28 protein-coding genes are annotated in these 18,598 nt (G+C 40.6%); 17 read left to right on the plus strand and 11 right to left on the minus strand.

Features of this window, described 5'->3' with window-relative positions; translation table 11 throughout:
* The 16 genes from rplO to HMPREF1152_RS10080 all read left to right on the plus strand — a co-directional run bounded on the left by rplO (position 1) and on the right by HMPREF1152_RS10080 (position 9,228).
* The gene (gene rplO, locus HMPREF1152_RS06645) at positions 1-441 is read left to right on the plus strand and encodes a 50S ribosomal protein L15 (protein ID WP_009644390.1); all 441 of its coding nucleotides are present in this window, start codon (positions 1-3) and stop codon (positions 439-441) included.
* Positions 442-443: 2 nt separating this feature from the next.
* On the plus strand, positions 444-1,724 hold the full coding sequence (secY, locus tag HMPREF1152_RS06650) for a preprotein translocase subunit SecY (protein WP_009644399.1): 1,281 nt from the start codon (positions 444-446) through the stop codon (positions 1,722-1,724).
* 14 nt (positions 1,725-1,738) lie between these two features.
* Positions 1,739-2,401 carry an adenylate kinase gene (locus HMPREF1152_RS06655; protein ID WP_009644405.1) on the plus strand — a complete coding sequence of 221 codons (663 nt, stop codon included), beginning with the start codon at positions 1,739-1,741 and terminating at the stop codon, positions 2,399-2,401.
* A gap of 2 nt (positions 2,402-2,403) precedes the next feature.
* Entirely contained in the window at positions 2,404-3,153 is a 750-nt protein-coding gene (gene map / locus HMPREF1152_RS06660; RefSeq protein WP_009644417.1) for a type I methionyl aminopeptidase, read from the plus strand.
* A gap of 13 nt (positions 3,154-3,166) precedes the next feature.
* Positions 3,167-3,388, plus strand: coding sequence for a translation initiation factor IF-1 (gene infA / locus HMPREF1152_RS06665; protein WP_009644424.1), 222 nt, complete (start codon positions 3,167-3,169; stop codon positions 3,386-3,388).
* Positions 3,389-3,405: 17 nt separating this feature from the next.
* Positions 3,406-3,519, plus strand: coding sequence for a 50S ribosomal protein L36 (rpmJ, locus tag HMPREF1152_RS06670; RefSeq protein WP_009644389.1), 114 nt, complete (start codon positions 3,406-3,408; stop codon positions 3,517-3,519).
* 121 nt (positions 3,520-3,640) lie between these two features.
* On the plus strand, positions 3,641-4,006 hold the full coding sequence (rpsM, locus tag HMPREF1152_RS06675) for a 30S ribosomal protein S13 (RefSeq protein ID WP_009644385.1): 366 nt from the start codon (positions 3,641-3,643) through the stop codon (positions 4,004-4,006).
* Positions 4,007-4,026: 20 nt separating this feature from the next.
* Positions 4,027-4,422 carry a 30S ribosomal protein S11 gene (gene rpsK / locus HMPREF1152_RS06680; protein WP_009644391.1) on the plus strand — a complete coding sequence of 132 codons (396 nt, stop codon included), beginning with the start codon at positions 4,027-4,029 and terminating at the stop codon, positions 4,420-4,422.
* A 22-nt stretch (positions 4,423-4,444) separates the two neighbouring features.
* Positions 4,445-5,032: a 30S ribosomal protein S4 gene (gene rpsD / locus HMPREF1152_RS06685; RefSeq protein ID WP_009644406.1), complete on the plus strand. Its 588-nt coding sequence runs from the start codon at positions 4,445-4,447 to the stop codon at positions 5,030-5,032.
* Positions 5,033-5,109: 77 nt separating this feature from the next.
* A complete protein-coding gene (locus HMPREF1152_RS06690; RefSeq protein ID WP_009644400.1) occupies positions 5,110-6,057 on the plus strand; it encodes a DNA-directed RNA polymerase subunit alpha in 948 nt (315 codons plus the stop codon).
* A 21-nt stretch (positions 6,058-6,078) separates the two neighbouring features.
* The gene (rplQ, locus tag HMPREF1152_RS06695; protein WP_009644403.1) at positions 6,079-6,420 is read left to right on the plus strand and encodes a 50S ribosomal protein L17; all 342 of its coding nucleotides are present in this window, start codon (positions 6,079-6,081) and stop codon (positions 6,418-6,420) included.
* A gap of 265 nt (positions 6,421-6,685) precedes the next feature.
* Positions 6,686-7,360, plus strand: a complete 675-nt coding sequence (locus tag HMPREF1152_RS06700; RefSeq protein ID WP_156791979.1) for a hypothetical protein — start codon at positions 6,686-6,688, stop codon at positions 7,358-7,360.
* Entirely contained in the window at positions 7,344-7,652 is a 309-nt protein-coding gene (locus HMPREF1152_RS06705) for a hypothetical protein (RefSeq protein WP_009644442.1), read from the plus strand. Before HMPREF1152_RS06700 ends, HMPREF1152_RS06705 begins: the two co-directional genes overlap by 17 nt.
* Before the next feature lie 21 nt (positions 7,653-7,673).
* A complete protein-coding gene (locus tag HMPREF1152_RS10075) occupies positions 7,674-7,919 on the plus strand; it encodes a CPBP family glutamic-type intramembrane protease (RefSeq protein ID WP_178978042.1) in 246 nt (81 codons plus the stop codon).
* A gap of 447 nt (positions 7,920-8,366) precedes the next feature.
* Entirely contained in the window at positions 8,367-8,843 is a 477-nt protein-coding gene (locus HMPREF1152_RS06710; protein ID WP_009644416.1) for a pyridoxamine 5'-phosphate oxidase family protein, read from the plus strand.
* A gap of 163 nt (positions 8,844-9,006) precedes the next feature.
* Positions 9,007-9,228 carry a pentapeptide repeat-containing protein gene (locus HMPREF1152_RS10080; RefSeq protein WP_442852108.1) on the plus strand — a complete coding sequence of 74 codons (222 nt, stop codon included), beginning with the start codon at positions 9,007-9,009 and terminating at the stop codon, positions 9,226-9,228.
* Here the strand turns inward: HMPREF1152_RS10080 and HMPREF1152_RS06715 are convergent.
* The 11 genes from HMPREF1152_RS06715 to HMPREF1152_RS06760 all read right to left on the minus strand — a co-directional run bounded on the left by HMPREF1152_RS06715 (position 9,209) and on the right by HMPREF1152_RS06760 (position 17,984).
* Positions 9,209-10,882 (minus strand): recombinase family protein, encoded by a 1,674-nt coding sequence (locus HMPREF1152_RS06715; protein WP_009644420.1) that lies wholly within the window; start codon positions 10,880-10,882, stop codon positions 9,209-9,211. The genes HMPREF1152_RS10080 and HMPREF1152_RS06715 overlap by 20 nt on opposite strands.
* Positions 10,883-10,972: 90 nt before the next feature.
* Positions 10,973-11,143 (minus strand): transposon-encoded TnpW family protein, encoded by a 171-nt coding sequence (locus HMPREF1152_RS06720; RefSeq protein ID WP_009530384.1) that lies wholly within the window; start codon positions 11,141-11,143, stop codon positions 10,973-10,975.
* Positions 11,144-11,592: 449 nt separating this feature from the next.
* Positions 11,593-11,844, minus strand: a complete 252-nt coding sequence (locus HMPREF1152_RS06725) for a helix-turn-helix domain-containing protein (RefSeq protein WP_009644408.1) — start codon at positions 11,842-11,844, stop codon at positions 11,593-11,595.
* Positions 11,825-12,268: an RNA polymerase sigma factor gene (locus HMPREF1152_RS06730; protein WP_009644432.1), complete on the minus strand. Its 444-nt coding sequence runs from the start codon at positions 12,266-12,268 to the stop codon at positions 11,825-11,827. Before HMPREF1152_RS06730 ends, HMPREF1152_RS06725 begins: the two co-directional genes overlap by 20 nt.
* A gap of 456 nt (positions 12,269-12,724) precedes the next feature.
* Positions 12,725-12,925, minus strand: coding sequence for a cysteine-rich KTR domain-containing protein (locus HMPREF1152_RS09375; protein ID WP_083844349.1), 201 nt, complete (start codon positions 12,923-12,925; stop codon positions 12,725-12,727).
* A gap of 9 nt (positions 12,926-12,934) precedes the next feature.
* A complete protein-coding gene (locus HMPREF1152_RS06735) occupies positions 12,935-14,296 on the minus strand; it encodes an MATE family efflux transporter (RefSeq protein ID WP_009644429.1) in 1,362 nt (453 codons plus the stop codon).
* Positions 14,297-14,330: 34 nt separating this feature from the next.
* Complete coding sequence (locus HMPREF1152_RS09760) at positions 14,331-14,561, minus strand: hypothetical protein (RefSeq protein ID WP_039883775.1); 231 nt, start codon at positions 14,559-14,561, stop codon at positions 14,331-14,333.
* An 80-nt stretch (positions 14,562-14,641) separates the two neighbouring features.
* Positions 14,642-16,024, minus strand: coding sequence for an ABC transporter ATP-binding protein (locus HMPREF1152_RS06745; protein WP_009644402.1), 1,383 nt, complete (start codon positions 16,022-16,024; stop codon positions 14,642-14,644).
* Entirely contained in the window at positions 16,017-16,730 is a 714-nt protein-coding gene (locus HMPREF1152_RS06750; protein WP_009644398.1) for an energy-coupling factor transporter transmembrane component T, read from the minus strand. Before HMPREF1152_RS06750 ends, HMPREF1152_RS06745 begins: the two co-directional genes overlap by 8 nt.
* On the minus strand, positions 16,730-17,326 hold the full coding sequence (locus HMPREF1152_RS06755) for an MptD family putative ECF transporter S component (protein WP_009644439.1): 597 nt from the start codon (positions 17,324-17,326) through the stop codon (positions 16,730-16,732). Before HMPREF1152_RS06755 ends, HMPREF1152_RS06750 begins: the two co-directional genes overlap by 1 nt.
* A gap of 52 nt (positions 17,327-17,378) precedes the next feature.
* Positions 17,379-17,984 (minus strand): TetR/AcrR family transcriptional regulator, encoded by a 606-nt coding sequence (locus tag HMPREF1152_RS06760; RefSeq protein ID WP_009644426.1) that lies wholly within the window; start codon positions 17,982-17,984, stop codon positions 17,379-17,381.
* A 438-nt stretch (positions 17,985-18,422) separates the two neighbouring features.
* Between HMPREF1152_RS06760 and HMPREF1152_RS06765 the strand changes: the two genes are divergently transcribed.
* On the plus strand, positions 18,423-18,598 hold a 176-nt coding region (locus tag HMPREF1152_RS06765), incomplete at its 3' end, for a plasmid mobilization protein (protein WP_009644397.1).

An 18,598-nucleotide genomic window follows, 5' to 3' on the forward strand; every position in this document is an offset into this window, starting at 1 on the left:
ATGAGACTTCACGAATTAAAGGCAGCTGAGGGAGCAACCAAGGTTCGCAAGAGAAGAGGTCGCGGTCAGGGTACCGGCCAGGGAACCACCGGCGGCAGGGGTATGAACGGTCAGAACTCGAGAAGCGGAGGCGGAGTACGTCTGGGCTTTGAGGGTGGACAGATGCCACTATACAGAAGAATTCCTAAGAGAGGATTTACAAATCGTTTCGCTAAGGAATTTGCTGAGGTTAATGTTGTAGACCTAAACAGATTTGAAGAAGGTACAGTCGTAGATTTCGACCTTATGCTTCAGTCCGGACTTGTTAAGCAGGTTAAGGATGGCGTTAAGGTTCTTGGTAACGGCGAGTTGAAGAAGAAGCTAACTGTAAAGGCTGAGAAATTCAGCAAGAGCGCTGCCGAAAAGATTGAAAAGGCAGGCGGAAAGGCAGAGGTTATCTAGTCATGGAACTTCTCAAGACACTCTCTAAGGCATGGCACGTAAAGGAGATTCGCGCGAAGATTCTTTTTACTCTCATGATAATGCTGATTTTCAGGATTGGATCCAACATTCCGGTTCCAGGGATTAATAGAGATTATCTTGCTCAGATGTTCAAGGGTCAGACAGGGCTTCTCGACTTGTTTGATTTGTTTTCCGGAGGAGCGTTTAGCAATTTCACAATATTTGCTTTGAGTATCACTCCGTATGTAACCGCTTCAATTATCGTCCAGCTCCTTACAATAGCTTTCCCGTACTTTGAGAGACTCTCGAAGGAGGGCAATGAAGGTCGTAAGAAGATGGCGACTATAACGAGATATTTAACCATAGTACTAGGATTGATTCAGGCAACGGGTTTGACGATTGGTCTTTTCAGGAGAGCGATTGTCAACCGCAGCGCCTTCTCGATGATCGTAATTATTATGGTCCTGACAGCAGGAACCGCGTTCCTAATGTGGCTAGGAGAGCAGATTAACGAATACGGAGTCGGAAACGGCATCTCGCTAATCATCTTCGGCGGCATTATTGCAAGGATTCCAACAGCTATTCGAGGAATTCACACGCAGGTCAAAGAAGGGGCACTAAGTGTAGTAGCTGTAATTGCATTAGTCATTGTGGCAGTGTTAATAACGGTTGTAATCATACTGATGCAGCAGGGAACAAGAAAGATTCCGGTACAGTACGCTAAGCGTATGGTAGGAAGAAAGATGTATGGCGGTCAGTCGACACACATCCCTATGAAGGTTAACCAAGCGGGAGTTATTCCAATTATCTTCTCGCTGTCGTTGCTTCAGTTCCCGCTCACTATAACTTATTTCGTTCCACAGTCTGCGTTTGCAAAGTGGATGTCGAAGTATCTATCCCCATCAGGAGATCCGGGAATCTGGGTTTATGCAATATTAAATATCACGCTGACACTGTTCTTCACATATTTCTATACGGCAATTACATTCAAGCCGGAAGAAGTTGCGGATAATATGAGACAGAGCGGCGGTTTCGTTCCGGGAATTAGACCTGGTGCAGCAACTGAGGAGTATTTATCCAGAATTATGTCGAGACTTTGCTTCGTAGGAGGCGTGTTCTTGGCAGCAGTAGCTACTATACCAACGGTAATGAGCGAGTTCACTCCGTTACAGCTATCGTTTGGTGGAACATCACTGCTTATCGCTGTAGGTGTAGCATTAGATACAGTGCAGCAGATTGAAAATCAGATGCTCAATAGGAACTATCAAGGATTTCTTAAGTAACCGTTTAGGAAAGGATGGCAAAGAAGATGCTAAGAGCTGTTTTACTTGGCCCTCCTGGAGCCGGCAAAGGCACACAGGCAGCCAAGGTAATTGAAAAATACAATGTTCCACATATCTCTACAGGGGATATCTTCCGAGCTAATATCAAGGAAGGAACGGAGCTTGGTAAAAAGGCACAGGGCTACATTAATGAGGGTAAGTTAGTGCCGGATGAGCTGGTAGTTGACCTAGTTACAGACAGACTTCAGCAGGATGACTGCAAGGATGGTTTCCTCCTCGACGGCTTCCCAAGGACGATCCTCCAGGCTGAGCAGCTGGATGAATTCCTATCTAAGAACGGACAAAAGCTGGACATAGTTCTTAACTTCAAAGTTAGAAAGGACGTTCTCGTTGAGCGCATTTCGGGTAGGCGCGTGTGCAAAGCCTGCGGTGCAAGCTTCCATGTAGTGAATGTTCCACCTAAGAAGGAAGGAATTTGCGATCGTTGTGGCGGAGAGCTGATCCAGCGCAAGGATGACAATCGCGAAACTGTAGAAAACAGAATTAACGTGTACGAGAGCGAAACTGCTGTGCTCATCGGATACTATGAGAAGCAGGGCGTGCTCGTTGACTTTGACGGAGAGAAGAGCCACGAAGAGGTCTTCGCAGACGTTGTAAAGGCAATAGAGGCTAAATAGGTATGGTAATAATTAAGTCGAAAAGAGAAATTGATATCATGCGTGAGGCTGCTAAGGTTACAGGTGAAATCCTTCGAGATCTCGAGGGATTCATCAAACCCGGTGTAACGACACACGCAATAGATAGTTTTGTAGAGGATAGAATACACCACTACAAGATGAAGCCGACCTTCAAGGGGTACGGTGGATTTCCTGCAGCGGCTTGCGTATCTGTCAATGAAGAAGTAGTACATGGGATCCCTTCCAAGAAGAGAATACTTCAGGAAGGCGACATAGTTAGTGTTGATACAGGATCGACATACAAGGGTTATTGCAGCGATGCAGCTAGAACATATGCTGTAGGCGAAATCAGTGACGATGCTCGTAAACTGATCGATGTGACGAAGCAAAGCTTTTTTGAAGGTGTCAAGTATGCCATGGTAGGATATAGACTACACGACATAGGGCATGCTATTCAAGAATACGCTGAGTCGAATGGCTTCGGCGTTATAAGAGACTATTTGGGGCACGGTGTCGGACGTAACCTTCACGAAGACCCACAGGTTCCTAATTACGGAGATGCTCATACAGGACCACACCTCAAGGAGGGAATGGTCCTGGCAATTGAGCCGATGATTACACAGGGTTCCTACGGAACCAGAGTCTTGGCTAACGACTGGACAGTTGTTACGGATGACGGACTCCTGGCTGCTCACTATGAGAATACCGTAGCAATCAATGACGGAGAGCCTGAACTGCTCACGTTAATATAAGGAGACTGAATTTATGTCGAAAAAGAATTCGATCGAAGTAATGGGCACGGTCATCGACGCACAGCCAAACGCAATGTTCAAGGTTAAGCTAGAGAACGGCTTCGAAGTCCTCGCCCACATTTCCGGTAAGATCAGGATGAATTACATCAGAATCCTCCCGGGAGACAAAGTAAAGGTAGAGCTATCACCTTACGATTTGACACGTGGGAGGATCACGTGGCGTGATAAGAACTAATTAAAGGAGGAGCTAAGATGAAAGTTAGAGCTTCAGTAAAGCCAATTTGCGAAAAGTGCAAGGTAATCAAGAGACATGGAAAAGTCATGGTAATCTGTGAGAATCCTAAGCATAAGCAGAGACAAGGCTAGTAAAATAGGTTATAATGCTATGACGTGCTGTTTTGCCGGGAACTCAGTACAGCTTTATTAAATGTAACCCCTGTCTATATCACCCCCGGGCTGGTGACGGAAGATAGGAAAGGAGGAAGAAATGGCAAGAATTGCCGGAGTTGACCTGCCTAGAGATAAGAGAATCGAAATCGGTCTCACTTATATCTATGGAATCGGTCTAGTATCATCTAAGAACATCCTCGCAAAAGCAGGAGTAGATGGTGACATCAGAGTAAGAGATCTTACAGAAGAAGATGCCGGAAAGATTAGAAAAGTCATCGAGACTGAGTATATCGTAGAAGGTGATCTCAGAAGAGAAGTTTCCCTCAATATCAAGAGACTGATGGAGATTGGAAGCTACAGAGGAATCAGACACAGAAGAGGCCTCCCGGTTAGAGGTCAGAAGACCAAGACAAATGCAAGAACTCGCAAGGGTCCTAAGCGTCTTGCTGGCAAGAAGAAATAAGGGCAAGGAGGTAGAGAAATATGGCAGCTGTTAAGAAAACAGTTAGAAAGAAGAAAAGAGAACGTAAAAACGTTGAAAGAGGCCAGGCTCACATCCAGTCCACATTTAACAACACACTAGTTACTCTAACAGACATGGACGGAAATGCACTATCATGGTCAAGCGCTGGCTCAAACGGCTTCAGAGGTTCGAGAAAGTCGACACCTTTCGCTGCACAGAGCGCTGCGGAGGTTGCAGCAAAGGCAGCTATGGAGCATGGTCTCAAGACGGTGGAGGTATACGTAAAGGGTCCCGGTTCCGGCAGAGAAGCTGCTATCAGAGCGCTGCAAACTGCCGGGCTCAATGTAACAATGATTAAGGACATTACGCCAATTCCTCACAACGGATGCAGGCCGCCTAAGAAGAGAAGAGTCTAAACGGAAGGAGGAGTAACAATACATGGCTAGAAATAGAGAACCGGTACTGAAGAGAGCTAAGGCACTAGGCATCGAGCCTCAGTACATGGGTATAAATAAGAAATCTAAGAGACAGGCTCAGCAGAGCAGAAGAAAGAAGAGCGAGTATGGTCTTCAGCTCAACGAGAAGCAGAAGGTTAAGTTCGTATACGGACTTCAGGAGAAGCAGTTCAGAAATCTCTATGCTAAGGCGGAGAAGAGAACCGGACAGGTTGGTACTAACCTTCTCGTAATGCTCGAGAGCAGATTTGACAACGTTGTATTCAGAATGGGTTTTGCAGCTACAAGAAGAGAAGCCAGACAGCTGGTTAACCATGGGCATTTCCTGGTTAATGGCAAGAAGGCAAACATTCCTTCAATGGAGCTCAAGGCCGGAGATGTAGTCACTGTAAAGGAAAAGTCTCAGTCATCTCCTAAGTTCAAGGAGCTCAAGGAAATGGTTATTACAACTCCACAGTGGATTAGCATTGATCTTGACAAGCTTGAGGGTAAGATCGTTACTACACCAAGCCGTGAAGACATTGATTTACCGATCGCAGAGCACAACATAGTTGAGTTCTACTCGAGATAGTCGTTCGATTAATTAATCATATCGCTTTTAGTATTAATTAATAAACGTTAGATCAGTAAATTTATGGGAGGAACAGAATGATCGAGATAGTAAAGCCAACAATTACTAAAGAAATCGACGAAAATGGCCGGTACGGAAAGTTCGTTGTAGAGCCTCTCGAGAGAGGATATGGAACGACGCTCGGAAACTGCATGAGAAGAATTCTTCTCAGCTCTTTGCCGGGAGCAGCTATCACCTCGGTCAAGATTGACGGTGTACTCCATGAGTTCTCGACAATCCCGGGCGTCAAGGAGGATGTTACAGAGATTATCTTGAATTTAAAGAGACTCGCTGTAAGAATCAATGGCGACGAGGAGAAGAGAGCAATCATCAACGCTGTTGGAGCCAGAGAGGTGACAGCAGCAGATATCATCGTTGATTCCGATACGGAGATTTTTAATCCGGATTTACATATTGCAACTCTTGCAGAGAATGCAACTCTGGTAATGGAAATGAATATCGCTTCGGGAAGAGGATATGTGCCTGCAGAGCAGAACAAGACAGATTCAACTCCTATAGCAGTTATTCCGGTTGACTCTATATTCACACCTGTTAAGAAGGTTAATTTCACAGTTGAGAATACGAGAGTTGGACAGGTGACTGATTATGATAAGCTGACACTTGAGCTTTGGACTGACGGATCAATTACACCTGAGGAGGGTGTTTCCATCGGTGCCAAGATTATGCTGGAGCACCTGAACCTGTTCATCGGACTGGGTTCAGAGGTGAACGAGATGGACTTCATGGTCGAGAAGAGTGAGGCTCGTAAGGAGAAGGCCCTTGAAATGACAATCGAAGAGCTGGAGCTCTCCGTACGTTCGTTTAACTGCCTGAAGAGAGCTTCGATCAACACTGTACAGGAGCTGACTCAGCGTACAGAGGAAGATATGATGAAGGTTAGGAACCTCGGAATGAAGTCGCTTGTAGAAGTGAAGAATAAATTGGCCGAGCTCGGTTTGAGCCTCAAGCCTAATGACGAAAACTAACTGAAAGGAGTAGACAGACTGATGAATGGTTACAAGAAGCTGGGCAGAAATTCTGCGCACAGAAGATCCATGCTAAGGAACCTCGTAACCGATCTCTTGAGAGAGGGTAGAATCACTACCACTCTTGACAGAGCTAAGGAAGCAGGTCGCGAAGCAGAGAAGATGATTACTCTGGCTAAGCGAGGAGATCTTCATGCAAGGAGACAGGTTCTCGCATACATCTTCGATGAAGATGTCGTAACGAAGCTATTTGACGAGATCGCACCGGAGTATGCAGAGCGTAACGGTGGGTACACAAGAGTTCTTAAGCTGGGACCTAGACAGGGAGATAATGCGGAGGTCGTATATCTCGAGCTCGTGTAAGGGCAGTTGTCTGATAGATATAAATGAGGGTTTCTCCGAGAGGAGGAGCTCTTTTTTTGTGGCCCCAAAATGGCTGTTAAGGCTATAAAAACATCCCATAAAATAGCTTTTTCTTAATTGACCTTGGCATACAAATTGATATCATGTGATAATAACGGCGAATATTTTGTGGTGTTTATGTGTTGGAAAATTTACACAGATTGATTTACATGCCGATTGGAAGTATCGAAATCTTGTAATAGTTTTCCGGATAAGGCAGGGAGTTTTGAAAAAGAAGTCAATTACATCGATAGTATTAGTTTTCGTAATGGTGATTTCTATGTCGTTAACAGGATGTTCTAAAGGCAGTAGCGGGAGTACAGATAAAGGCTCATCGCATAACAATTATATTGCCGTTGTTAATCAAGATATAGGTGTTGAGTATTCAGGCAAGACAGTTAATTACTCGGAGGAGTTCATCAAGACACTTGATAAGAAGAAGTTCAAGGTAGTTTCGGGTGCGTCTGCTGAAGAAGGCGTCAAGAAGGGGACATATGCAGGAGCTGTATTCTTCCCGGCAGACCTGTCAGCAAATATTCTGAATATTAACTACAGGAATCCACAGCCGATTAAACTCGAGTATAAGATTAGCAATAAACTGAGCAAAGCGTCACATGATGGCACATTTGATGGCATAGTTGAGACATATAACAAATTCAATAATAAGCTTTCATATGCATATATTAATGCACTGCTAGATGAAGTAGAGCTTGGACAGTACAACGTAACTGCTATTTTTAACAATGACGGCAGCAACATAGCAGCTGCAAGGAGGCTTGTGGCGGGTAATTATAGTGCTGATTTCAAGATGCCGAATATGCCTGAGCAGAATGTGAAATACGGCAATCAGGACACAAGGGCACTTGCTAAAAGTGGCGAGGATTATGTTAAAGATATTTAAGGATTTATATTTTGGAGCATACAAGTCTGCTTACGGCTCTGTGAAGAGCGATATCGAATCAACAGAAAAGCCTGACAATATAAATGATAAACTTAACAATATGGCATCGTCCATTAATAACGTTGTCGCCCATATCCATGCCGCGAATGAGTTTAAAGCTAAAGTTGAAGGATACGAGAAGGCGGTAGATGCATATATAGCGGATAATGCAGAAGAAAATAAGAAAGCTGTTGCTGAAGCGAAAGAGCAGGTTGATAATTATAAATTCAGAATTCAACCTCGTTGCACTTGACTTGACAATTCAAGTGCCATAATGCAGGAACGCCTTGTAAGAGGATACATATATCAGCTTTTGAAAGAGAGGTACAACCTGTCTGCAGCCGTTATTGTCACAACCGCGATTTTTATGCTTATGCATAGCGGAGCAGTTGAAGCGGGGGCCATTCCTGTAATAAATATTATTACAATGTGTCTTTTACTGCGGCGCTATATGAGTCGGAGTAAACGATCCTCGCACCTATCATGGCGCATTCAATATGTAATATCATCGGGGCTTTAGTTCTCGGCGGGGTAAGCTTGACTGATGATTATCCGAGCATGTTTGCTATAACGTCATCCGGAAACATTCTGTTGTCAGGATGTGTATACAACATAGAATCAAGTATCGTTGTTACGCTCTTGAATGTGATCTTAACGGCAATATTTTATATTCGATACCGAAAAGGAAAGCGAATCAAGATTCCGACATGAAACGAGCTGCGATTCCAGAGATCCCGACCGGCTTGTGCATCAAACATTGTTTTTCACAGTAATTCAGAAGAGTCCCGAAACAAAAAACGAAGAAATTTATATCATCAAATAAATTCGGATTTTGATAAAAGATATGACTCATAGCCTCTGCACGGTTACTTGGATGTTTTTGCAAATGCCATTATAATAGATTATAAGTCGTTTCTTAATTGTTGCATTTAGAAGGTATATTCAAGAGAAAATGCAGGAGGTAAAGATGTTCAGAGAGTTACGCAGAAAGAAAAAAGCAATAAGCTTGGAAGCAGCTAAGGAACTATTGGCAAGTTCCAGAAGAGGCATGTTGGCGGTTAACGGCGATGACGGATATCCATACGCGATTCCAATCAATTATCTGTATGACGATGAGCAGCAGAAAATATTCTTTCATAGCGCCGGTGCAGGTTACAAGGTGGAGTCGCTCATTAAGTCCGATAAAGTGTGCTTTACGGTATACGGTGACGAGATGATTAAGGATGAAGACTGGGCGCCTTACGTTCAGAGCGTAGTAGTATTCGGCAGATGCTGTCCAATAAAGGATAACGATGTGGCGATGGCTGCACTTAAGAACTTTGCGATGAAGTATTATCCGACAGAGCAGATGGTTGTAGATGAAATAAGGCATGCCGGCAGAGCAGTACAGATGTTCGAGATATTAGTGGAGCACATAAGTGGCAAGCAGGTGCAGGAGAAATAGAATCGGGGGAAGGCGGTGATTGTTGACGTAAAGTGGCTCACGGACGTTCTCAATGAACGACAACCGGAGAAGACTTTAGATCTTTCGCGCAAGCGAATATGTAGCGTCGACCTCAGCGGCATGAATCTGTCAAATATTGATTTTTCCTGACTCGTTTTGAAAAGTGGATTTCACGGATGCCAACATGGATCATCGTAATGTAAGCAGATGTTTTTTTGTAGAGTGCAGTATGAGAGGTGTCAGACTCACAAACGCTGACGCATCAGATGCTTCTTTTCGAGAATTGGACATGCAGGATAGTGATTTGTTGAAGTGGGATAACGTAACTTTTTCAAGGGGTGCGTTGTCCCGCTTATTTTTTTGCATCAAATTGCATAGCTCTTGACGTTTGCTCCTATCTGTCTGAAATAGGAGATGCTTTCCGTGGGCTGATCGCCCGTTTCTACTCGACCCACAAAGCTATACATGATTTCAATTTTCCGCGTATTTGTTTCCTTGTCCAGCTCGTGGATTAGGATGCGGTCAATAAATTCATGGACATTCTCGTAAGTCAGTTCTTGAATTGCCGTGTACTTGCGCACAATGGCAACAAATTTTCTTACGTCTACGCTGCGCTCGGTAACCTTGTCGATCTCCTGTGACAGCTCCGCAATCCGGCGGGTTAATGTTTCTTTTTCCTCATCATAACCGGAAGTCAGAAACACAAACTGCTCGTCCGAAAGTTTCCCCAAAGCGTTATCCTCATATAGCTTGCGGAACAGGATGTTCAACTCGTTCATTCTTACGGTTGCTTTTTCCAGCTCCTTTTTCTGCCGAGACAATGCCTTTTGCATGGACTTTGCGTTATATTCATTGGCATGCCGGATAAATTCCTTTTCGTGAGTTTTGACATAAGATAATACCCTTTGCAGGTCGGCAAGGACAAGCTCTTTTAGGACACTCTTGCGAATATAGTGGGTGGTGCAAATTTCGCCTGTCCTGATACGGTTACGGTATTTACCGCAGGTGTAGGCGTGTTTTCGCTCCGGCGTTCCGGCTCCCTGTTGTAGATACATCTTGTAGCCACAATCTCCGCAAAAGAGAAGCCCAGAAAACAAATCAATCTCATTTATTTTGTTTGGTCGGTGTTTTGTAGCAATCCGCTTTTGTGCGAGATCGAAGGTTTCTTCGTCAATCAATGCTTCATGGGTATTTGGGAAAAAATATTGCTTTTCTTCAGGGTTTTTCTTTGTCTTTTTTGACTTGTATGACACCTTATAGCTCTTTCCCGTGATAGTATGTCCCAGATATTCCTTTCGGGAGAGAATATCATACAGCGTCTTATCCGGCCAGTTATAGATGCAAGTCGGATGCGGGCGCGGGTGACGGCATTTCCCTGTACGCCGATAGCGTAGTTCGGCGACGGTCAGAATTTTGTTTTCTTTCAGCCAATTCTGTATTTCGCAGATACGGTCGCCTCTTATATACATAGCAAAAATTTGTTTTACTACATGTGTCGTTTCAGGATCGGGCAGGAGATGATTTCGGTTATTTGGATCAGCAACGTATCCGTAAGGTACTTCTCCGTTGACGCGCTCTCCCTTTTGAGCTTTTGCCTGTTTCACGGCACGGATTTTCTTTGAGGTATCGCGGGCATAAAATTCGTTAAACCAATTCCGTAAAGGAGTGAACTCGTTGTCCTCTCTTGCAGTATCCACACCATCATTTATGGCAATATAGCGTACTTCATATTCCGGGAACACAATCTCAATCAGTTCGCCGGTTTTCAAATAGTTACGCCCCAGACGGGAAAGATCTTTGGTGATGACGGTTGACACATTTCCGGCTTCTACCTCTTGTAACATAGCTTGAAGTCCCTTGCGTTCAAAGCTCACTCCGGAAAAACCATCGTCAATGAAAAATCGAGTATTGAAAAAATGGTGTTCATCCGCATACTTCTGTAAAATCAATTTTTGATTTTGTATGGATTCACTCTCACCGGTTTGTACATCCTCTTGACTTAATCGACAATATAAGGCAGTTATCTTGTCTGCTATCATAAAGTAGCCTCCTTTCTATCAGCAGACAAGCATGGTATGTGTACTAATAATATTATACCATAAACCGCTGCTTATATCATGGCTTAAATATTAAAGAACACCCTGATTTCGGGCGTTCTCTTCAATGTCTTTTCGGATCAGCTTTTCAATTTTTTTATCAAGGTTGTCCGTTGCTTTATCGCTGAACGACGAACATATAATGTAGGTCGTCTTGCCTATCTTATGCTCCGTCTTTGTGACGGCAAGTTTCTTTTCATTCAAAAGATCAACCCCTTTCATCTGATGTTAAATCAGTCTCTGAATAATGGTTTGTCCATTATTCAGAGTTAATTGATAAAATGGGCTTTAATCGGATGGCTATAAGCATTAGCCTCACGGGAATTTCACCCCTGCATGGTTCTCATCCAGCCCTACCCATTGCCTGCGACGTTTCTAACGCTCGGACTGTGGCTGTAAGGGAGTATCATTATATATTTTGTGCTGTCATGGCTTGCAAGGTGCTACGCTTGCTTTGCGGTAGAATATTTCTCGCTCGGCTTCCGTGTAGGGAAGTGTCATGGCGTATTCTCCGCACAGCTAAAGCACAAAAGGAAAGTGTCCGGTTTGCCCTATGATACGCCGCCGTTATCTTGCGGGTATGTTTGTCAAAGTACAGGCGGCAGCTTCTTTCTGCCTTATCTGCGGAAAGGGAAACGCAGATCGTTACATTCTTAAATCTTGAAAATCAGGACAGCCTGCATGAGCTTTGAACGAAGGCGATCTCGTATATCCTCATCTATGCCGTAATAGGTGTTTCCGCGTTCATCACGGAGCTTTCTCATAGAAAGGTGTGCGATATAGCCTGCGTAATGCTGGCAGACAATATTCATTGCCTGCGGCTCTCCTTTAGTTGCGGCTATGATTACCGGATAAGGCAACAAGCCGCGTTCATCATCGGTTGTTTTACCAGTCTGGGTAGTCATAAGCGTGTTCCTCCAAATAGCGTTTTAACAGCTCAAATGAGCTAGTTCGCCGATACTGCACTGTGCTTCTTGGAATCTGATAGAGTGCTGCAATTTCCGCATCGCTCATATCAAAGAAGTAGTAGAGTAGGACAGCTCTTCTTTTTTCTTCCGGCAAGCTGTGGATCGCATCGGCAATCATCTTTGCATCCCATTCTTTCCCACCTGCGAAAAAGGTTTGTTCTTCTTTATCTTCTGCAAAGAAATCTTCACAGGCATAAAGCTGGTTCTCCTCTTTCGGTGTCAGGTTGGAAAAGTTAATTTCGTGTGCCTGCCGCTTCCTAATCTCCTTATGGGCATTGATACTTTCGTTCTTCAATGTCCGCTTGCAGAAGCCGTTAAATGCGCAGCGTATCTGCCATTCGGTTCTTTCAGGTTCATTCATGGTATTCACCTCCTTTCGCAGCCGCGAAAGCGGGTAGAATTTTCCCTTTCGTAAACCCTCAACAACGAAGAGCTAAAAACTGCCAAAGAAAAGCGAATATTTTTTGAAAAAAATTTTTGCAGGCACAAAAAATCCCGACTGCGCAGGGCAGCCGGGATCGGACATGAAAAGATAAGGTTATGGATATGATTTAACAGGTCATCCGTAAAAGCACGGAAACCCGGAAATAGAATATATCCCTTTTAACAAGATTTTAAGATAATGAAAAATGAACACGGCGATACCTCCTTTAGTGCCGCCGTGTTTCATAACCTATGATTGATTTTAAGCTTCCGCTTCTTTATTCAAGCAGGATAAAAACGACGGTCATATATAACTTGTGTATTGAGACTTTTGCATAAGTAGGTTTCTCCTTAAAATAAAATGAGCTGGTAATTACAGTTTTATAACTGTGAATCACCGGCTCTGTGTCTTTGCATCTGGCTCTTTGATGACTGATACATTAAATTGTTTGACGTTGATTAAAGTTTCCTGTTTACATTTCGGACAGAACAGTGGGAAGTTCTTTAGCTCCGTATCTTTTCTGATTTTCACTCGTGTTTTGTTTTTGCAAATGGGGCATAGTAACCATTGTCGTTCGTTGTTTATATAATTCATCTCATAAAACTACCTGTTATTTTGTGTCGGACCTGATTTTTCCATGTTTTTTAGTTCAGTTATTGTCATTACAACGCCTATTGCAATCATGATGAAATCTACAAGGGGCTGCGTAAACCAAACTGCTTTAATTCCAAATATCATTGGTAATAAAATCATTGCAGGAGCAAACAGGAATAGCTGCCTGAACATAACAATAACTCCCGCTTTCTTCCCGTTTCCGATAGATTGAAAAAAGGTAATGCTCATGACCATTACTCCGTACAAAATAAATACAGAATAGAACAGTCTGAAATTTCCAACTCCTTTTACAATAATATTTGCTTCTATGCCAAACAGGGAAAGTATCTGACTTGAGAATAGCAATGATGGAATCCAAAAAATTGCTGCAAGCAAAACTCCTCCGATAGAAAATACTTTCATAGCTTGCCTTACTCTGTCAAATTGCCTTGCTCCGAAGTTTGTTCCTACAACAGGCTGTAATCCTTGGCTCATTCCCCAAAGCGGAATGAACGAAAAGGCATATACACGAAGTGCAACAGACATTAAAATTCCGTTCGGATCTCCACCATACTTGAAAGCCATTTTGTAAAGTATAGTATGCTGAATCATAAACAGAAGCTGCATCATCATAGCTGATGAACCTATTCCGAACATTTCCTTTTTAATTTCTGCATCAGACTGTATCTTATGAATTTTTACAACCTTGCTCTTTCTCAAGAAATAATTAAGTGTTACAGCAGCTTGAACAAACTGCGCTGTAATAGTTGCAAGTGCAGCCCCTTCAATAGCATATTCACCCATAACGATCATTAAAATAGGATCAAGAATAATATTGAGTAATGCACCAAGCCCCATAATCATCATGGCTTTTTTCATCAGTCCTTCGCCACGCATAACCATGTTTGCAGACTGTGTAAAGTTCACAAAGAGAGAGCCGATAAAAATCACTCTTAGGTATCTGATGCCATAAGCTTTGATTTCGCCTGTCGCACCTACCATATCTAAAAAATACGGTGCAAGTAGTATTCCTCCAACCGTTATTATTCCCGAAAACAAGATCACCCAAAATATCAGGTTGCCCATGATTTTATCTACGGTTTTCAGATCGCCTTTCCCTAAAGCACGAGAAAGAACAGATGCCGATCCTATTCCTACTAAAGTAGCAACACCATTATTAAATATTGTCAATGTCATGGCAACACCACAGGCAGTCATTGCTGTCTGTCCTATAATTTTCCCTGCAAATATTCCATCCATTAAAGGATATAGACCAATCACTATCATTCCAATGACCGCAGGAATAGATAACTGAAAGAGTAAATCTATTGGTCTTTTTGTTAGTAATTGCGTTTTTATATCCTGTTCCATAAATTATTATCCTTATCTTGTTTTTTGAACCACATTAGTATTCATCCTCACTTGTTAATTGGGGATACTGTACTAAAGTTCTATATCTTGTGGAATTTTTTAATAAATACTTATACTCTCCGGCACTTTCTATTTTGTCATTTTCAACAACCACAATTTTATTTGTATTTTCAATGGATTTAACCACTAAAAGCTCATTCAAAAACTTCCATAAATAAAGATATGGAATCACTGAAAGAATAGTTGTTATCGCCAATAAAATCATCGAAGCATAGGAATACCCTCTTTTTTCAGGTGCATACTTATATAGCCTTCTTAAAATATCCCAAATTTATACATCTCCATTTATTTCTCTAAATTCAATACACGATTGCAAATTAGATTAGCAAATTCATTATCATGCGTAGCAATAAAAATAACTTTTTCTTTGGAATAACGCTTTAATAATTCTGCAGTCTTAAGCATATTTCTATAATCAAGTCCACTTGTCGGTTCATCTAAAATTAAAATTTCTTTATTACATATTAACCCTACAGCTATAGCCAATCTCTGTTTTTGACCTCCAGATAAGGTATTCGGATGGTTGCTTTTGTATTTATATAAGTCAAAATCAGTTAGGATTTCATCAATAAGATCATCGTTTGAATTTTTTATTCCTAATTTGCATTCAGAAAATACACTTTCAGCAAATAATTGATAATTCACATCCTGCATAACCATATAGGTTTTTTGCTTTCTCTTTTTAACATTTATCTTTTTAGAATCAAATAGAATGTCTCCCTCGTAATCGTTATGCAAACCACAAAGAGTTCTTAAAAAAGTGGTTTTGCCAATACCATTAGAACCTAACACCGCAACAATATCTCCTTTTTTTGCAAAAAAGTTAAGATTGCTTATAATACACTTATCTTTTCTATGTATAGAAAGATTTTCAACTTGTAAATATGCTTGTTCTGCAGTACTCATATCTTCTTTTATATCAAGTCCTGTTTCACTTCTGGATCTTAACCCCATCGCTTTAATTTCTTGTTCGGGTAAATTCAAAAAATCTTTTCTTGAATAACTCTTTTGAATTTGTCCATTTTCCATATATATGATTTTGTCAACCAAATCCATCAAATAGTAAATTCGATGTTCGGAAATAATAACTGTTTTACCGCTATTTTTCAAAACAGATAAGTGCCTTTTTAACACCTCTATCGTCGGTATATCCAAATTGGAAGATGGTTCATCCAACAAATAAATGTCCGGATTCATCGCATAAACTGATGCAAAAGCAATTTTTTGTTTTTCTCCTCCGGATAAATGAAAAATATTTCTATTCTGCAATTTTCTTATATCTAATGTCTGGCAAGTTTCAGTTAATCTTTTTTCTAAAATATCTCTTTCTATACCTTGATTTTCTAAACCAAACACTATTTCGCTATTTGTGTCCACATTAAAAAACTGAGTTCTTGGATTTTGAAAAACACTACCAACTATTTCTGAAATTTCAAACATTTGATAGTTCGATAATAAATCATTATTTATTTTTGCATTACCTTCTATCTGCCCTTCATAATAGTCTGGAATTAGCTTATTTATTACTCTTGTAATAGATGTTTTCCCTGAACCTGAAGCTCCACAAACGAGGATAAATTCTCCTTTTTTTATTTTTAAATCTATATTACTCAAGCTGTTGCTTGGGGTACTCTTATAGTTAAAGCTAATTCCTGTTAATTCAATCATAAAAAATACTCCTATAAATTATAAAGGTAGTAATTACAACACCGATTATTAAAGCAATAACATCCTGAATATCAAAACGAATTTCAATAATGGATGTTCTCTTTTTAGGAGATTCTATCCCTCTTGTTATAGATGCAATAGTTAATTCATCCGCTGCCTTTGAAGCCATGATTATCATGGGTGAATAAATACATTCTATCGTCAAAGCCGGATTTTTTATAAATCCAAAAAAAGATGGTGTAATACCTCTTAAACACATTGAATCTTTTATATACATCCAATCTTCTCGTACAGTAGGTATATATCGAAGCATTACTGCCAGAGGGATAGTTATTTTTTTAGAAATTCTCGCATAACTCATGGCAGATAAAAACTCTCCTACTTTTGTAGTACTTAGTATAAGCGTAGAAAGCATACACACTGGATAAACCTTGTGAACCAAACCTAAAAATGGCATTAGCAAACTCCTGACAGTGTTACTCCCATACTTAACAGTTAAAACGCTAACAATAAACACTACTAAATATATGAGTATGCCTCCACAAGCAAATTTGATTTTTTTGTTAATAACGCTAAAAAGTGCAATTATAGACACAAAAATCAATTCATATTCTATCGAAGGCAATAGGCTAGAGATAACTATGCACAAAAATAGTAAAACTATTTTTGTGCATGGGTTAAAGTGTAAATTTGATTTTTTCTTCATTACACTATCCCGGCCTTCTCAAATTGCTTTTTCAAAAGTTTCATGCCAATCCAAGCACTAAGCAAAGCAACCAAGAAAGTCCCGATTACGATTACATAAATCATCCAATTAGCAGCTGCAGCATTCATGGATTCAATATATGAAATATCTGTACCTTTTTTAATCATTGCGTTTGACCAAGATTCTGGATTGATGAAGTATACTAAAAATGTACCAATGTCACCAAGTGCAAATATTCCAAAAGATAGCATATTCATTGTTTTGTTTTTATAGTTCTTGCTTCCTGCTATAATTTCAGCAATTATTCCGGCTATCAAAGTTCCTACTCCCATAGCCCAATGCATACCAGTAGCAAATCTTAAAATACACATGATAACTGCCAAAATAGTAATAGTTCCTCTTTTAGGCGACTTTGCAATTAAAAACATAAATATAATTCCTGATAAAAATGCACTTCCAATTGGTTGATAGAATGTTAATATAGGATTCATGGCAAAAGGCATTCCTCCAACCATATTAAGCACAAAATATAATGCAGAAAATACACCAATCATTATTAAATCCTTGACCTGTAATTTGTTTTCTTTCTTATCCATTTTTCCCTCCTAATTTAATTCTTTTACTTTATTATTGCCTCTGTGCTGATTCTTACTTTATTTTCCCTTCATCGTAGTAGTCAAAATAAAGCATCATCACTTTAATTAAAAAGTCTCTATTTTTCCGGAAATTATTTCTTGCCTCAAGAATCTCGCAACCTAAAATAATTGCATTCATAAAATAAAGTATAAAATCTGTAGTATTCCATCTAAAATCACCCAGTTTTACACCATTTATATCTCCTCCATAAGCCGAATGGAGTGTTTCTTCTTTCAATATGGAATACAATTCTTTTAATTCATCATTGTCTTTTATAGCTTGTAGATACATTACATATATACTCATTAACTCATTTTCATCAAGCATCCTGTCGACAAGCATTTCTGCGATAGCTTCTTTACCAAGCTCACTAGAATAATCTGCCATAAAACTATTCATTTTAGCCATACGATAAGCCATGCCTTCTCTCATTAAATCATGTAATATCTCTACCTTGCTTCTGTAATGATAATATACACCTCCTCTACTCATCCCTATCTCTGTAATGACATCTTCCATAGTTGTACTTTGAAAGCCTTTCGTTAAAAAAATTTTCTTTGCGACTTCCCGAATTTCTTTCTTTCTGATTTGTCCAACTTTTTGTTTCTCTTCTTTCAAAATAAAGACCCCGTTTCATTTCTACCAATTCCGACATCGTGTCGGTTTTTATTATAACACCATGTACAGTTAGAGTCAACTAACAAATATTATTGCTAATATATATATTATTTATTGCAAAGAAACCAGAAAAATCAAACGCATAGTGTGTCAAAAACCAATTGAAAAGGTTATATGAACTAAACGTTGCAGTTATAAAAAATTGTAGCGTTTTTTCTTTCTGTGCTTTGGCAAAAGGCAAATTACCGTTGTTATAGAGATTAAGGGATAAGAAGAATAGCAAGCATAGGAAAGGGGTACCCTTTCCGTAAAAAATCTCTATTTTCCGCAGTTCCGGCGATAGAGATTTTGCTTGTACCCTCGCAAACTAAAGCCTGCTGGGGTAGACTCTTGGGAAGTGTCCCAAACCCTCTATAAAAGCAGAAAGGAAATTCACCTATGAATAACAGAAAAAGAAATGTGCAGATAAAATTTCGTGTTACGGAAGAAGAACGCAGCTTGATTGAAGAAAAAATGAAACAGGTGCCTACAAGAAATATGGAAGCGTACCTTCGGAAAATGGCGATAGACGGATATATCATTCAGGTCGATCACAGCGATATAAAGAAAATGAC

The sequence above is a fragment of the Mogibacterium sp. CM50 genome (assembly GCF_000293155.1).
In the GTDB taxonomy this organism is placed as follows: Bacteria; Bacillota; Clostridia; order Peptostreptococcales; family Anaerovoracaceae; genus Mogibacterium; species Mogibacterium timidum.

What these genes read in the sequence shown, in the direction of transcription:
- rplO (WP_009644390.1), top strand. Translation starts at nt 1, where the DNA reads ATGAGACTTCACGAATTAAAGGCAGCTGAGGGAGCAACCAAGGTTCGC.
- secY (WP_009644399.1), top strand. Translation starts at nt 444, where the DNA reads ATGGAACTTCTCAAGACACTCTCTAAGGCATGGCACGTAAAGGAGATT.
- HMPREF1152_RS06655 (WP_009644405.1), top strand. Translation starts at nt 1,739, where the DNA reads ATGGCAAAGAAGATGCTAAGAGCTGTTTTACTTGGCCCTCCTGGAGCC.
- map (WP_009644417.1), top strand. Translation starts at nt 2,404, where the DNA reads ATGGTAATAATTAAGTCGAAAAGAGAAATTGATATCATGCGTGAGGCT.
- infA (WP_009644424.1), top strand. Translation starts at nt 3,167, where the DNA reads ATGTCGAAAAAGAATTCGATCGAAGTAATGGGCACGGTCATCGACGCA.
- rpmJ (WP_009644389.1), top strand. Translation starts at nt 3,406, where the DNA reads ATGAAAGTTAGAGCTTCAGTAAAGCCAATTTGCGAAAAGTGCAAGGTA.
- rpsM (WP_009644385.1), top strand. Translation starts at nt 3,641, where the DNA reads ATGGCAAGAATTGCCGGAGTTGACCTGCCTAGAGATAAGAGAATCGAA.
- rpsK (WP_009644391.1), top strand. Translation starts at nt 4,027, where the DNA reads ATGGCAGCTGTTAAGAAAACAGTTAGAAAGAAGAAAAGAGAACGTAAA.
- rpsD (WP_009644406.1), top strand. Translation starts at nt 4,445, where the DNA reads ATGGCTAGAAATAGAGAACCGGTACTGAAGAGAGCTAAGGCACTAGGC.
- HMPREF1152_RS06690 (WP_009644400.1), top strand. Translation starts at nt 5,110, where the DNA reads ATGATCGAGATAGTAAAGCCAACAATTACTAAAGAAATCGACGAAAAT.
- rplQ (WP_009644403.1), top strand. Translation starts at nt 6,079, where the DNA reads ATGAATGGTTACAAGAAGCTGGGCAGAAATTCTGCGCACAGAAGATCC.
- HMPREF1152_RS06705 (WP_009644442.1), top strand. Translation starts at nt 7,344, where the DNA reads ATGTTAAAGATATTTAAGGATTTATATTTTGGAGCATACAAGTCTGCT.
- HMPREF1152_RS10075 (WP_178978042.1), top strand. Translation starts at nt 7,674, where the DNA reads ATGCAGGAACGCCTTGTAAGAGGATACATATATCAGCTTTTGAAAGAG.
- HMPREF1152_RS06710 (WP_009644416.1), top strand. Translation starts at nt 8,367, where the DNA reads ATGTTCAGAGAGTTACGCAGAAAGAAAAAAGCAATAAGCTTGGAAGCA.
- HMPREF1152_RS06715 (WP_009644420.1), bottom strand. Translation starts at nt 10,882, where the DNA reads ATGATAGCAGACAAGATAACTGCCTTATATTGTCGATTAAGTCAAGAG.
- HMPREF1152_RS06725 (WP_009644408.1), bottom strand. Translation starts at nt 11,844, where the DNA reads ATGACTACCCAGACTGGTAAAACAACCGATGATGAACGCGGCTTGTTG.
- HMPREF1152_RS06730 (WP_009644432.1), bottom strand. Translation starts at nt 12,268, where the DNA reads ATGAATGAACCTGAAAGAACCGAATGGCAGATACGCTGCGCATTTAAC.
- HMPREF1152_RS09375 (WP_083844349.1), bottom strand. Translation starts at nt 12,925, where the DNA reads ATGAATTATATAAACAACGAACGACAATGGTTACTATGCCCCATTTGC.
- HMPREF1152_RS06735 (WP_009644429.1), bottom strand. Translation starts at nt 14,296, where the DNA reads ATGGAACAGGATATAAAAACGCAATTACTAACAAAAAGACCAATAGAT.
- HMPREF1152_RS09760 (WP_039883775.1), bottom strand. Translation starts at nt 14,561, where the DNA reads ATGATTTTATTGGCGATAACAACTATTCTTTCAGTGATTCCATATCTT.
- HMPREF1152_RS06745 (WP_009644402.1), bottom strand. Translation starts at nt 16,024, where the DNA reads ATGATTGAATTAACAGGAATTAGCTTTAACTATAAGAGTACCCCAAGC.
- HMPREF1152_RS06750 (WP_009644398.1), bottom strand. Translation starts at nt 16,730, where the DNA reads ATGAAGAAAAAATCAAATTTACACTTTAACCCATGCACAAAAATAGTT.
- HMPREF1152_RS06755 (WP_009644439.1), bottom strand. Translation starts at nt 17,326, where the DNA reads ATGGATAAGAAAGAAAACAAATTACAGGTCAAGGATTTAATAATGATT.